Consider the following 12,305-nt stretch of genomic DNA (forward strand, 5'->3'; position numbering starts at 1 on the left):
GATCACTATGCGAACCGTAAACACGGTGTCGTTACTCAAGATATCTTTATTATATTAGAGGAATCTATGAACGAGAATAAGTTATTAGGGCTGGCATGGATCTCACCGTACATAATAGGGTTAGTGGTGTTCACCGCTTTTCCCTTTATTTCGTCCTTTTTATTGAGTTTTACCCAGTACGACTTAATGAGTCCGCCAGAATTTAACGGCATTGAAAATTATCGTTACATGCTGACGGAAGACCCACTGTTCTGGAAATCTATGGCGGTGACCTTTGTCTACGTGTTCCTGACCATTCCCGTCAAATTGGCGTTCGCACTGGGCATTGCCTTCGTGCTCAATTTCAAACTGCGGGGCATCGGTTTCTTTCGCACCGCGTACTACATTCCGTCGATTCTTGGTAGTTCGGTAGCTATTGCGGTCCTATGGCGAGCGCTGTTCGCCATCGACGGCCTGTTCAACAGCATGCTGGGGGCGATTGGCGTAGATCCGATCAACTGGCTGGGTGAACCCTCGCTGGCGCTGATTTCCGTTACGCTGCTGCGCGTCTGGCAGTTTGGTTCGGCGATGGTTATTTTCCTGGCGGCGCTACAAAACGTCCCGCAGTCGCAGTATGAAGCGGCGATGATTGACGGCGCGTCGAAATGGCAGATGTTCCTCAAGGTGACGGTACCGCTGATTACGCCGGTAATCTTCTTTAACTTCATCATGCAGACCAGCGGCACTTTCCAGGAATTTACCGGGCCGTACGTGATTACCGGCGGGGGACCGACCTACTACACCTATCTGTTCTCGCTCTATATCTACGATACCGCGTTTAAATATTTCGATATGGGCTACGGCGCTGCGCTGGCGTGGGTCCTGTTCCTGGTGGTGGCTGCCTTTGCCGCCGTAGCTTTCAAATCATCGAAATACTGGGTCTTCTACTCCGCCGATAAGGGAGGCAAAAATGGCTGATCTGCAAACCATGTCTGCGACCGAGCAGGAGGCCGCACGTGAAGTGGCCCGCACGCTGCGCCGCGAAAAAGTGAGTCGATCGCTGCGTTATACCATTCTGCTGGTGGTCGGGCTGATGATGCTCTACCCGCTGGCGTGGATGTTCTCGGCATCGTTTAAACCAAACCACGAAATTTTCACCACCCTGAACCTTTGGCCGGTCCATGCGACCTGGGATGGGTTTATCAACGGCTGGAAAACGGGGACGGAATACGACTTCGGTCACTACATGATTAACACCTTCAAATACGTTATTCCGAAGGTGATCCTGACTATCGTCTCTTCCACCATCGTGGCCTACGGCTTTGCCCGCTTCGAGATCCCGTGGAAGAAATTCTGGTTTGCCACGCTGATTGCCACCATGCTGTTGCCGAGTACCGTTCTGCTCATCCCGCAGTACCTGATGTTCCGCGAAATGGGCATGCTCAACAGCTATCTGCCGCTCTATCTGCCGACGGCGTTTGCCACGCAAGGGTTCTTCGTCTTTATGCTGATCCAGTTCCTACGCGGCGTGCCGCGTGACATGGAAGAGGCGGCGCAGATTGACGGCTGTAACTCCTGGCAGGTGCTGTGGTACGTGGTGGTGCCCATCCTTAAACCGGCGATTATCTCCGTGGCGCTGTTCCAGTTTATGTGGTCGATGAACGACTTTATCGGGCCGCTGATTTACGTCTACAGCGTGGATAAATATCCGATTGCTCTGGCGCTGAAAATGTCCATCGACGTGACCGAAGGCGCGCCGTGGAACGAAATTCTGGCAATGGCGAGCATCTCCATTCTGCCGTCAATCATTGTCTTCTTCCTGGCGCAGCGCTACTTCGTCCAGGGTGTCTCCAGCAGCGGAATTAAAGGTTAAGAGGGAACTATCATGGCTGAAGTGATTTTCAACAAACTGGAAAAAGTGTACTCCAACGGCTTCAAAGCGGTACATGGTATCGACCTTAAGATTGCGGAAGGGGAGTTTATGGTGATTGTCGGCCCGTCCGGCTGCGCCAAATCGACAACCTTACGTATGCTGGCGGGGCTGGAAACCATTAGCGGCGGGGAGGTGCGCATTGGCGAGAAGATTGTCAACAACCTGCCGCCGAAAGAGCGTGGGATTGCGATGGTGTTCCAGAACTATGCGCTCTATCCACATATGACCGTTCGTGAAAACCTGGCATTCGGCCTGAAGCTGAGCAAGCTGCCGAAAGCGCAGATTGAGGCACAGGTGAACGAAGCCGCGAAAATTCTTGAACTGGAAGATTTGCTCGACCGCCTGCCACGCCAGCTCTCCGGCGGCCAGGCGCAGCGCGTGGCGGTAGGCCGCGCGATCGTGAAAAAGCCGGACGTGTTCCTGTTTGATGAACCGCTGTCGAACCTCGATGCCAAACTGCGCGCTTCAATGCGTATTCGTATTTCCGATCTGCATAAATCGCTCAAACGCTCCGGGAAACCGGCGACCACCGTTTATGTCACCCACGACCAGACCGAAGCGATGACCATGGGCGACCGTATCTGCGTAATGAAGCTTGGCCATATCATGCAGGTTGATACACCGGATAACCTCTACCACTATCCGCAAAATATGTTCGTGGCCGGGTTTATCGGCGCACCGGAGATGAACATCAAACCGGCCAGGATTGTGCGTAAAGATGACGGGCTGCACATCACCGTCGGCCACGACACGCTGCCGCTCAACGCACAGCAGCAGGAAAAGGTGGCGCACTACGTCGATAAAGCGGTCTGCTTTGGGATTCGCCCCGAGTACGTTCACGTCTCAACGCAGCCGTTTGCTGAAGGCGGCGGTCGGGGCACGCTTATCCGCGTTGAGAATATGGGCCACGAGTTCTTTCTCTACCTGCAGGTGGGGGATTTTGAACTGACGGCACGTATGCCTTCCGATCAGGTGAAGCCTATTCTGGATGCCGGGCTGAATAGCCAGGTATGGTTCCGCTTTGAGATGGCGAAATGCCATATTTTTGATGCCGAGAGCGAGCTGAATATTTCACTTTAAGCAGAGGGAATAAAGAGGTCGCCGTTTAGTGATAAGCGGCGACCACGACCTTATTTATCGAGCAAATGCCCCATCTTGGCCGCTTTGGTATCGAGATAGTGGGCATTTTTCGGGTTACGGCCCACGATCAGCGGTACACGCTCAACGATATTGATGCCCGCTTCGGTCAGGATCTCGACCTTTTTCGGGTTGTTGGTCAGCAGACGCACCGCGTCTACGCCCAGCAGTTTAAACATATCGGCGCACAGGGTGAAATCACGCTCATCGGCGGCGAAACCCAGCTGGTGGTTTGCCTCAACGGTGTCGTAGCCCTGATCCTGCAGCGCGTAGGCGCGGATTTTATTGAGCAAACCGATGTTACGACCTTCCTGGCGATGGTACAGCAGGATCCCACGGCCTTCTTCTGCAATGTGCGACAGCGCGGCTTCAAGCTGGAAACCACAATCACAGCGCAGGCTGAAAAGCGCATCGCCGGTCAGACACTCAGAGTGAACCCGCGACAGCACCGGGGTCTGCCCGGTAATATCACCAAAAACCAGCGCGACGTGGTCGTGCCCGGTTGCCAGTTCTTCAAAGCCCACCATCAGGAAATCGCCCCAGGGGGTTGGCAGTTTGGCTTCTGCCACTCGTTTAAGCTGCATGTGATTCTCCAGATTATCTCAGCGCGATCAGCGCCTTCTGTTTTCCTTATTTTGCCACAACGTGCTTTACTTCACCTAATTGTGCGCGGGTGACCGCTCGTAAAGCGCACAAATTTGACACTTTATCCTTAGGTTGGACGATGACATTGATGCAAGAGGGAAGAGAAATGCGCACCATCGCGGGACGAACGACCATTGCCGCCATTCTACTGTTATTGATGCCGCTGGCGGTGTGGCTTTCCGGCTGGCAGTGGCTGCCAGCGCCGAGCGGATGGGGGCTACACGCGCTGTATGCAATAACGGAAACCGTGACCCAACCGTGGGGCATTATTACCCATTTGCTGCTGTGCGTGCTGGTTATCGCGATGTTGCGGCCTGGACGGCGCAATGCGATTATCCTGGTTCTGGTACTCAGCGCGACGGTACTGCTGGGCCAGGGGGCAAAATCACTGGTGAAAGAGCAGGTGCAGGAACCGCGGCCTTTTGTCGTCTGGCTGGAAAAAACGCAGCAAATTCCCGTTGCACAGTTCTACACTTTAAAGCGTAAAGAAAGGGCGGCGCTGGTGAAAGAACAGCTGGCGCAACAAAATGATATTCCCGGCTTTTTGCGCCATCACTGGCAAAAAGAGACCGGATTTGCCTTTCCCTCCGGTCACACCATGTTTGCGGCAACCTGGGCGCTGCTGATGGTGGGGCTGCTGTGGCCGCGTCGTCAGGTGCTGACGGTGGCGCTGGCGATGGTCTGGGCGATAGGCGTGATGGGCAGTCGTCTGCTGTTGGGCATGCATTGGCCGCTGGATTTGATGGTAGCGACGGTGATGTCGTGGCTGCTGGCAACGGTGGCCTGTTGGCTGGTGCGCTACTGGTGTGGGCCGCTGGAAAAAACGGCATAAACGCGGGCGCGGCGAAGAGAATTCAGGGGAAAGGGTTGATTTCCATCGTGGCTAACCACAGATCTAAGCACTCTCAGTGCGCTTTTCCATTTCGTCGTCGCGGTGAAGATGTTATTTTATAAGGCTGGGTGCGGTGTCGACACTGCCAAAGCCACATAACGGGAAGTCATGTGAAATACCTACTCATTTTCTTATTGGTGTTAGCGATTTTTGTCATTTCGGTGACGCTGGGTGCACAAAACGATCAGCTGGTAACCTTTAACTACCTGCTTGCTCAGGGCGAATTCAGAATTTCCACGCTGCTGGCGGTGCTGTTTGCCGTGGGCTTCGCGATTGGCTGGCTGGTCTGCGGCCTGTTCTGGCTGCGCGTGCGGGTCTCGCTGCTGCGTGCCGAACGTAAAATCAAAAGACTCGAACATCAAATGACGCCCGACGCGACGGCCCCGGTAACCCCGGCCGTTCCGGCGGCGAAGGAATAATTACATGCTGGAGTTGTTGTTTCTGCTTTTACCCGTAGCAGCAGCCTATGGCTGGTATATGGGCCGCAGAAGTGCACAACAGTCCAAACAGGACGAAGCGAACCGCTTGTCGCGTGACTACGTGGCAGGGGTGAACTTTCTTTTAAGCAACCAGCAGGATAAAGCGGTTGACCTGTTCCTCGACATGCTCAAAGAGGATACCGGCACCGTGGAAGCTCACCTGACGCTGGGCAACCTGTTCCGCTCGCGCGGCGAGGTTGACCGCGCTATCCGCATCCACCAGACGCTGATGGAAAGCGCCTCTCTGACCTACGACCAGCGCCTGCTGGCGGTGCAGCAGCTGGGGCGTGATTATATGGCCGCCGGGCTGTATGACCGTGCCGAAGACATGTTTAATCAGCTGGTGGACGAAACCGACTTCCGCATCAGCGCGCTGCAGCAGCTGCTGCAAATCTACCAGGCTACCAGCGACTGGCAAAAGGCTATCGATACCGCCGAGCGCCTGGTGAAACTGGGTAAAGATAAACATCGCGGCGACATCGCTCACTTCTGGTGCGAGCTGGCGCTGCAGCAAATGGGCAATGACGATCTCGATAAAGCCATGTCGCTGCTCAAGCGCGGCGCGGCGGCCGACCCGTCAAGCGCGCGAGTGTCCATCATGATGGGGCGCGCGTGGATGGCAAAGGGCGACTACACCAAAGCGATGGACAGCCTGCTGCGAGTGATTGACCAGGATAAAGAACTGGTCAGCGAAACGCTGGAAATGCTGCAAACCTGCTATCACCAGCTCGGCAAAGACAAAGAGTGGGAGCATTTCCTCCAGCGCTGTGTGGAAGAGAACACCGGTGCCACGGCGGAGCTGATGCTGGCGCAGGTGATGGAACAGAGTAAAGGCGGAGAAGCGGCGCAAACCTATGTGACGCGCCAACTGCAGCGTCACCCAACCATGCGCGTGTTCCACAAGCTGATGGACTACCACCTCAACGAGGCGGAAGAAGGGCGCGCCAAAGAGAGCCTGATGGTGCTGCGTGACATGGTTGGTGAACAGGTACGCAGCAAGCCGCGCTATCGCTGCCAGAAGTGCGGTTTTACCGCCTATACGCTCTACTGGCACTGCCCATCCTGCCGCTCCTGGTCGACCATTAAGCCTATTCGCGGGCTGGACGGCCAATAATTTCTAAAAATAACCCGCTTATACCCTAAATAATTCGAGTTGCAGGAAGGCGGCAAGGGAGTGAATCCCCAGGAGCTTACTCTAGTAAGTGACTGGGGTGAGCGAATGCAGCCAACGCACCTGCAACTTGAAGTATGACGGGTATAGTTACAACATACTTTAATTTCCCCTTCGTTTATCCCTCGGCATTGTGCCTGTCCGGTCACGCAGGTAGAATGCTGCCCGTTTACCTTTTCCGCACCCCGCGTGCCCATCAATAAGAAGGTCCAGTCATGTCCGTTGCTTCATCTTCTTCTCGTGTTGTCACCACCTCTCCCGTTGTTGTTGCCCTTGACTACAATAATCGCGACAACGCGCTCGCCTTTGTTGACCGCATTGACCCGCGTGACTGCCGCTTAAAAGTGGGCAAAGAGATGTTTACGCTGTTTGGCCCGCAGTTTGTGCGTGACCTGCAGCAGCGTGGCTTTGAGATTTTCCTGGACCTGAAATTCCACGATATTCCGAACACCACCGCCCATGCGGTTGCCGCCGCGGCGGATCTGGGCGTCTGGATGGTAAACGTACACGCGTCCGGCGGGGCTCGAATGATGACCGCCGCGCGTGAAGCGCTGACGGCGTTTGGCGCCGATGCGCCGCTGCTGATTGCGGTTACCGTGCTGACCAGCATGGAGTCCAGCGATCTGCAGGACCTGGGCATTGCACTGTCTCCGGCGGACTACGCCTTGAAGCTGGCAACGTTGACCAAAAACTGCGGTCTGGATGGCGTGGTATGCTCGGCACAGGAAGCCGTTCGCTTTAAGCAGGAGCTGGGCCAGGCGTTTAAGCTGGTGACCCCAGGCATTCGCCCAACCGGCAGTGAAGCTGGCGATCAGCGTCGTATTATGACGCCAGAGCAGGCGCTGACCGCAGGCGTAGACTATATGGTTATCGGTCGCCCGGTCACGCAGTCTGCCGACCCGGCGCAAACTCTGCGCGACATTAATGCATCGCTGAATCTGGGGGCATAATGAGCGACAACAACAGCCGTCTGGTCTACTCGACGGAAACCGGCCGTATCGATGAGCCTAAAGCCGCCGTGGTGCGTCCGAAAGGCGACGGCGTGGTGAGAATTCAGCGCCAGACCAGCGGGCGTAAAGGGAAGGGCGTTTGTCTCATCACCGGTATCGATCTCAACGACGACGAGCTGACCAAACTTGCCGCCGAGCTGAAAAAGAAATGCGGCTGCGGCGGTGCGTTGAAAGACGGCGTGATTGAAATTCAGGGCGACAAACGCGATTTGCTCAAAACGCTGCTGGAAGCCAAGGGGATGAAGGTCAAGCTGGCAGGCGGTTAATTGCCGGATGGCGGCGTTGCCTTATCCGGCCTACCCATCCTGTAGTCCGGGCGAGCGCATGCGACCCTGGGAATGTCACCCTCATTCTTGATGAAATAAAAAGGGCCCCGATTCTCATCGGAGCCCTGATATTCGAATTGCGGTTTATTTGCCGACCTGATGGCCGATAATACCACCTACCGCCGCGCCGCCCAGCGTACCCAGCGCGCTACCGTCCGTTAACACGGCGCCACCGATTGCACCTGCACCAGCACCCAGCGCGGTATTACGGTCACGTTTGGACCAGTTAGAACATGCACTCAGCGACATTACCAGTGTTACCGCTAAAACAGCAGCCGTCATTTTTTTCATTGAAGTCATTTTTTTCTCCTGAATATTCTATTCACGGAAAAAGCCCTTTAACTATAGCAGTTGCCACCAGTACTTAGTGCGTATTCCGTGAAGCTTGTTGCGCAGGTTGTAAATTTTGTTGCTAAAAGTCACGCAAGTGATAGTTACTTCCTGTTATATCGCTAACATTAATTTTACGAATTTGTGATGTAAGTTCCAGGGAAAAAGTCTTAATTCCGGCGTAGGAAAAGTCTCATAGCGAAGCGGGGTAAATCGGGGGGAGATAAAACGGAGAAAACCCGACGCCAGCAGGCATCGGGCGGGGTGACTAAGGACGCATCACGATATTCACGGTAAGTCCGGTTTGCTCCAGCTGCAGCTGTTTTTCCGTGGATAAATTATCGTCGGTAATCAAACGATTGAAGTGGCTCATCGGCCCAAGCGGATACGGATGCGTCGCGCCGAACTTGGAGCTGTCGGTCAGAACAATGGCTTCACTGCCTTTTTCCAGCACCGCATTGACAATATCGGCGCGCATCATATCGCGACCGGTAAAGCCGGTTTCCGGTTGCCAGCCGTCAATACCGATAAATGCTTTGCTGAAATGCACCTGCTGGATGTACTGACGCGTCAATGGGCCAACCATGCTTTCGCTTTTCTTCTGGTAGATCCCGCCGAGTAGGATAACTTCACCCGGGGTCTCTTTCAGCAGGTGTGCGATATAGCTGCTGACGGTGATGATGGTAATATCCGGCTGCTTTGCCAGTTCGCGCGCCAGCAGCGCATTGCTGCTACCGTTCTCAATAAACACCGTTTCGCCCGGACGCACCAGCGAGGCCGCAAAGGCCGCCAGTTCACGCTTGAGCGCAAAGTTGTTCATCATGCGTGTTTCCACGTCTTCGCTGTCCAGAGGAACGGCGAAACCGTGCGTACGTCTCAGATAGCTCTGCTTTTCCAGCAGATTCAGGTCCTGACGAATAGTGACTTCCGAAACGCCGGTCATCTTCGCCAAATCGGCGACGCTCATCCGGCCTTTATCAATCACCAGTTGTAATATGGTTTGCTGTCGGGAATTCATAATCAATGCATCAATTTTTAGGGCAAGGGCGGAAGCGATGATTAACCCGCCGCTCGCAGGGCGAATGGTGTCAGATTTCCCACGGGGATTTTGGCTGACCTGTTCGGCTGTCGCGTTCGTCTGCCGCGTAGGCCAGTAATTCCGCTTTGAGTATTTCAAGATTATTGATTGCGGAATGGGTGTCGCCGCCAACCAGAATATCAAGTACGGTATCAATACGTTGGGCTACCTGACGCGCATCGAGCTCGGACATAGTGGGATCCTGTTGATAAATTCGATTGAAATCAATGATGCAAAATTTACCGACAAAAGAGAAGTGAAAAAATGGCTTACCTTATAACCCCGAATGCTCCCTCAGCCAGCGCTCCAGCTCGGCGACGGGCATTGGGCGCGCAAAAAGGTAGCCCTGTCGTTCATCTACGCCGTGCAGCTTCAAAAACGCATCGTCAGCCGCGTCCTCGACGCCTTCCGCGATAATACGCAAATTCAACGCCCGGGCCACGGCAATAATCGCCACTACCAGCGATTGGGAGACTGAATGGTCGTGCACGCTCTGCACAAAAATATGGTCGAGCTTAATGGTATCAATAGGGAAGCGGGCAAGCTGCGATAGCGACGAATAGCCGGTGCCGAAATCATCTAAATGGATTTGCGCCCCCAATGCGCGAAACTGTTCCATCACCGCCAGCGCCTGTTCGGCGTTATCGATAAGGCAGCTTTCTGTCAGCTCAATATCAATCGGGCACGTCTCGAACCCCTGGGCGGTCATCGCCTGTTTCAGATCGCTGAATATGGCGTGATCGACCAGTTGCCTTGCAGAGACGTTAACCGCCACGCGCAGGTCAATGCCCCGGTCGCGCCACTGCGCCACCTGGCGAATAGCGTCCAGCATTACCCAGCGCCCCAACGGCACAATCAGCCCGGACTCCTCGGCGTAAGAGATAAAATCCATCGGTGGGATAAGCCCACGTTCGGGCGAGTTCCAGCGCACCAGCGCCTCCAGGCTATGTACCTCGCCGTTTAAGTCCACCTTAGGTTGATAATAGATAACCAGCTGGTCGCACTGCAGGGCTTTGCGCAGGTTGGTATCCAGCCACAGATACTCGAATACCCGCAGGTTCATCTCCGGTTTAAAGACGCTAAAGCGCCCGCGTCCGTTCTCTTTGGCGGTGTACATCGCCGTGTCGGCGTTGCGAATCAGGCTCTCTCGATCTTCTCCATGCTGCGGAGCGATTGAGATACCCAGAGAACAGCCGCTATAGACCTCAATCAGGCCGATGCGGAAAGGATCGCGCAGACGGGTTAGCACCCTGGATGCCATCGCCTCCAGCGCGCTCTGCGACGTGTGGGTGGCAAGGACGATAAACTCATCGCCGCCCAGACGCGCGAGGGTCTGGTTCTCTTCCAGACAGCTTAAAATCGACAGCGCTACCGACTGCAACAGCTGATCGCCAAAGACGTGTCCGTAGGCGTCGTTCACCTTCTTGAAGTTATCGAGATCGAAATAGACCAGGCCAACTTGTTCATCAGGCTGGCGGGTGTCGATGGCACTGCCGATCAGCTCATTGATGGCATGACGGTTGGGTAGCCCGGTGATGGTGTCGGTGTTCGCCAGCACCCGCAACCGCTCCTGCGCTTTGCGCTCCTCGGTGATGTCGGTACCGGAACAGATAAGGTAGATCTCATTCTTACCGCTACCGCTGTGGACGAAACGGTTGCGAAACAGAAAAAGACGCGGCCCTTTGCGGGTTTTGATCCAGCGTTCCACTTCATAGGGCCCACCGTTGCTAAAAAAACGGCTCACGTTCTCCCGCGCGGCGGCGGCTTCCGGCGCAGACATAAAAAGCTCAAACGCGGTTTTGCCGATCACGTCCTGCTCTTTTACCCCGGTGTACTCTTCGCACAGTCGGTTGAAGCGTTGAATTTTGCCTTCCCGGTCGAGAATAACAATTACCGAATTCGCTTCGGACACCACCTGTTCGGCAAACAGCAGTCCCTGCAGCAGGTCGCGGGCCACGGAGGAGGTATCAAACCAGGAAGACGCTGTACCGGCCCATTCCGTACAGCTGACCTTGCGGCCAATAAGATGAATGGGCACATCATGGCCGTTGACCTGAATATTGACCGCCAGGCTTGAGGTGGTGACGCTCATGGTATGAATGCGCTGGGCATTTTCTTCGCTGAGGGGGATGGCGAGGTCGGATCCGGCACCGGTATCGGGGTCTATGCTCAGGTAAAGAGTGGGTTCGGCACGCGACAAACGCCAGTAGAGACTGGTTTCACTGGGGGTTGGGTCGAGCAGATTTTGTGCCAGAGACTTCACCATGTGTGCTCCTCGTACACCTGCATTCGAATGCGTTCGAATCCAATACCATGGTATTCAGTGTGAACGTTTTTTGAAATTTCGCGTAGAAAAAAGAGGGGCGATGTTGGGCTTGAGGCAAAGCCAGCATCACTTAAAACAAAGAACAGGGAACCGGCTCTAAGGCGGCAGTGAAGATCACATTGAGGTTTAGGTCGCGACGTCTAAAATGATGAGGTCTAGACTCAAGACCGCTTTTCAGTGATTGAAGTGGCATGCGAGAGCAATATTTGCCGTTAATGCGCCTCAGTGCTTCTGACACATATTAATACCTGCCTCTATGCGGGTTCCCGGACATGTTCACGCCGGAACGTTTCAATCGATGCTAGCGTACGACTTCTTGTGTCCATCCTTTTTGATACATGCAATCACGGATGAGAGTCTCTCTTGCTTCTTCATTCGCATCTTCTCGCGAATAGGAAGTGTCAATTTCATCAAACTCCCTGTCATAGGTTGTGTTTTTATCCATAACAACATTATCGGGATGAAGTTCTTTTAGTGACCTGGCCTGGCAGGCAGTCTCATCAAGTTGCAACTGTCTCTGTGTTGTTCCTGGTTTAACCCATTGGTATTGAGTGCAGGAGCACAGGAATATGACGATGGTTAATACCATATATTTCTTCATGATACCTTCACATTAAGCTGATTGATTTATAGGTGCTTTACAATAGAGTGTTATGATTTTCAGTGTGATAATACTCAGACTGACTACGACTATAAGTGAATCCACCAGCGTGGTGACTGCTATTTCTGAGAACCCTTGCGGACAAATTCGTAGCGCCTGTATTTCTTCGCTAGTCCTAAATCCCCTGAAAAAACAAATAACGCTACCGCTTGGGTTTTGTTGTGTTGGTTTTTCATGATGAGCTCCCCTAATGCTTGTTAAAGGATTAAATTCTGATAATGCTCATTTTTTATTGGTTTTAATTCTATATATTTGTCACTTAATCAGTATTTAATTTCGCGTTAATCATTTTTATATGGAAGTATATTCCAAAAATTGACTTTGATCATTGTTTTCAT

The 12,305-nt window shown here is 53.7% G+C and carries 14 protein-coding genes; 8 read left to right on the forward strand and 6 right to left on the reverse strand.

Going from position 1 to position 12,305, the window contains the following annotated elements; all coding sequences use genetic code 11:
- Positions 1-66: 66 nt before the first annotated feature.
- The 3 genes from V6940_RS14845 to V6940_RS14855 are packed head-to-tail and all read left to right on the forward strand — an operon-like array spanning position 67 to position 2,992.
- The gene (locus tag V6940_RS14845) at positions 67-957 is read left to right on the forward strand and encodes a carbohydrate ABC transporter permease (protein WP_035892909.1); all 891 of its coding nucleotides are present in this window, start codon (positions 67-69) and stop codon (positions 955-957) included.
- A complete protein-coding gene (locus V6940_RS14850) occupies positions 950-1,852 on the forward strand; it encodes a carbohydrate ABC transporter permease (RefSeq protein ID WP_220440558.1) in 903 nt (300 codons plus the stop codon). Before V6940_RS14845 ends, V6940_RS14850 begins: the two co-directional genes overlap by 8 nt.
- Positions 1,853-1,864: 12 nt before the next feature.
- The gene (locus V6940_RS14855; protein WP_333496383.1) at positions 1,865-2,992 is read left to right on the forward strand and encodes an ABC transporter ATP-binding protein; all 1,128 of its coding nucleotides are present in this window, start codon (positions 1,865-1,867) and stop codon (positions 2,990-2,992) included.
- Between the two features lie 50 nt (positions 2,993-3,042).
- Here V6940_RS14855 and ribA read toward each other — a convergent pair whose 3' ends face one another.
- Complete coding sequence (gene ribA / locus V6940_RS14860) at positions 3,043-3,633, reverse strand: GTP cyclohydrolase II (RefSeq protein WP_333496384.1); 591 nt, start codon at positions 3,631-3,633, stop codon at positions 3,043-3,045.
- 167 nt (positions 3,634-3,800) lie between these two features.
- Here ribA and pgpB point away from each other — a divergent pair, with 167 nt between their 5' ends.
- The 5 genes from pgpB (at position 3,801) to yciH (ending at position 7,512) form a co-directional block, all read left to right on the forward strand.
- Positions 3,801-4,526, forward strand: a complete 726-nt coding sequence (gene pgpB, locus V6940_RS14865) for a phosphatidylglycerophosphatase B (RefSeq protein WP_333496385.1) — start codon at positions 3,801-3,803, stop codon at positions 4,524-4,526.
- 170 nt (positions 4,527-4,696) lie between these two features.
- Positions 4,697-5,005 (forward strand): LapA family protein, encoded by a 309-nt coding sequence (locus tag V6940_RS14870; protein WP_185666044.1) that lies wholly within the window; start codon positions 4,697-4,699, stop codon positions 5,003-5,005.
- Positions 5,006-5,009: 4 nt separating this feature from the next.
- Positions 5,010-6,179 (forward strand): lipopolysaccharide assembly protein LapB, encoded by a 1,170-nt coding sequence (gene lapB, locus V6940_RS14875; protein WP_333496386.1) that lies wholly within the window; start codon positions 5,010-5,012, stop codon positions 6,177-6,179.
- Positions 6,180-6,451: 272 nt separating this feature from the next.
- Positions 6,452-7,186 carry an orotidine-5'-phosphate decarboxylase gene (gene pyrF, locus V6940_RS14880; protein ID WP_220440557.1) on the forward strand — a complete coding sequence of 245 codons (735 nt, stop codon included), beginning with the start codon at positions 6,452-6,454 and terminating at the stop codon, positions 7,184-7,186.
- Positions 7,186-7,512, forward strand: a complete 327-nt coding sequence (gene yciH, locus V6940_RS14885) for a stress response translation initiation inhibitor YciH (RefSeq protein ID WP_185666047.1) — start codon at positions 7,186-7,188, stop codon at positions 7,510-7,512. Before pyrF ends, yciH begins: the two co-directional genes overlap by 1 nt.
- Before the next feature lie 144 nt (positions 7,513-7,656).
- On the opposite strand, the gene osmB is transcribed toward yciH, so the two are convergent.
- From osmB to V6940_RS14910, 5 genes are all read right to left on the reverse strand, one after another.
- Positions 7,657-7,872 (reverse strand): osmotically-inducible lipoprotein OsmB, encoded by a 216-nt coding sequence (gene osmB, locus V6940_RS14890; protein WP_035896313.1) that lies wholly within the window; start codon positions 7,870-7,872, stop codon positions 7,657-7,659.
- Between the two features lie 298 nt (positions 7,873-8,170).
- Positions 8,171-8,920, reverse strand: a complete 750-nt coding sequence (yciT, locus tag V6940_RS14895; protein WP_333496387.1) for a DNA-binding transcriptional regulator YciT — start codon at positions 8,918-8,920, stop codon at positions 8,171-8,173.
- A 70-nt stretch (positions 8,921-8,990) separates the two neighbouring features.
- Positions 8,991-9,173 carry a YciZ family protein gene (locus V6940_RS14900; protein WP_035896315.1) on the reverse strand — a complete coding sequence of 61 codons (183 nt, stop codon included), beginning with the start codon at positions 9,171-9,173 and terminating at the stop codon, positions 8,991-8,993.
- Positions 9,174-9,254: 81 nt separating this feature from the next.
- The gene (gene pdeR / locus V6940_RS14905; RefSeq protein WP_333496388.1) at positions 9,255-11,246 is read right to left on the reverse strand and encodes a cyclic di-GMP phosphodiesterase; all 1,992 of its coding nucleotides are present in this window, start codon (positions 11,244-11,246) and stop codon (positions 9,255-9,257) included.
- A 361-nt stretch (positions 11,247-11,607) separates the two neighbouring features.
- Positions 11,608-11,907 (reverse strand): hypothetical protein, encoded by a 300-nt coding sequence (locus tag V6940_RS14910; RefSeq protein ID WP_333496389.1) that lies wholly within the window; start codon positions 11,905-11,907, stop codon positions 11,608-11,610.
- Positions 11,908-12,305 lie beyond the last annotated feature (398 nt).

Origin of the sequence: Kluyvera sp. CHPC 1.251 (assembly GCF_036759945.1) — a bacterium.
GTDB classification, from domain to species: domain Bacteria; phylum Pseudomonadota; class Gammaproteobacteria; order Enterobacterales; family Enterobacteriaceae; genus Kluyvera; species Kluyvera sichuanensis.

Excerpts from the sequence above, each read along its gene's own strand:
- lapB (WP_333496386.1), top strand. The coding sequence starts at position 5,010 with ATGCTGGAGTTGTTGTTTCTGCTTTTACCCGTAGCAGCAGCCTATGGC.
- V6940_RS14850 (WP_220440558.1), top strand. The coding sequence starts at position 950 with ATGGCTGATCTGCAAACCATGTCTGCGACCGAGCAGGAGGCCGCACGT.
- yciH (WP_185666047.1), top strand. The coding sequence starts at position 7,186 with ATGAGCGACAACAACAGCCGTCTGGTCTACTCGACGGAAACCGGCCGT.
- V6940_RS14855 (WP_333496383.1), top strand. The coding sequence starts at position 1,865 with ATGGCTGAAGTGATTTTCAACAAACTGGAAAAAGTGTACTCCAACGGC.
- V6940_RS14900 (WP_035896315.1), bottom strand. The coding sequence starts at position 9,173 with ATGTCCGAGCTCGATGCGCGTCAGGTAGCCCAACGTATTGATACCGTA.
- osmB (WP_035896313.1), bottom strand. The coding sequence starts at position 7,872 with ATGACTTCAATGAAAAAAATGACGGCTGCTGTTTTAGCGGTAACACTG.
- yciT (WP_333496387.1), bottom strand. The coding sequence starts at position 8,920 with ATGAATTCCCGACAGCAAACCATATTACAACTGGTGATTGATAAAGGC.
- V6940_RS14910 (WP_333496389.1), bottom strand. The coding sequence starts at position 11,907 with ATGAAGAAATATATGGTATTAACCATCGTCATATTCCTGTGCTCCTGC.
- pgpB (WP_333496385.1), top strand. The coding sequence starts at position 3,801 with ATGCGCACCATCGCGGGACGAACGACCATTGCCGCCATTCTACTGTTA.
- pyrF (WP_220440557.1), top strand. The coding sequence starts at position 6,452 with ATGTCCGTTGCTTCATCTTCTTCTCGTGTTGTCACCACCTCTCCCGTT.
- V6940_RS14845 (WP_035892909.1), top strand. The coding sequence starts at position 67 with ATGAACGAGAATAAGTTATTAGGGCTGGCATGGATCTCACCGTACATA.
- pdeR (WP_333496388.1), bottom strand. The coding sequence starts at position 11,246 with ATGGTGAAGTCTCTGGCACAAAATCTGCTCGACCCAACCCCCAGTGAA.
- ribA (WP_333496384.1), bottom strand. The coding sequence starts at position 3,633 with ATGCAGCTTAAACGAGTGGCAGAAGCCAAACTGCCAACCCCCTGGGGC.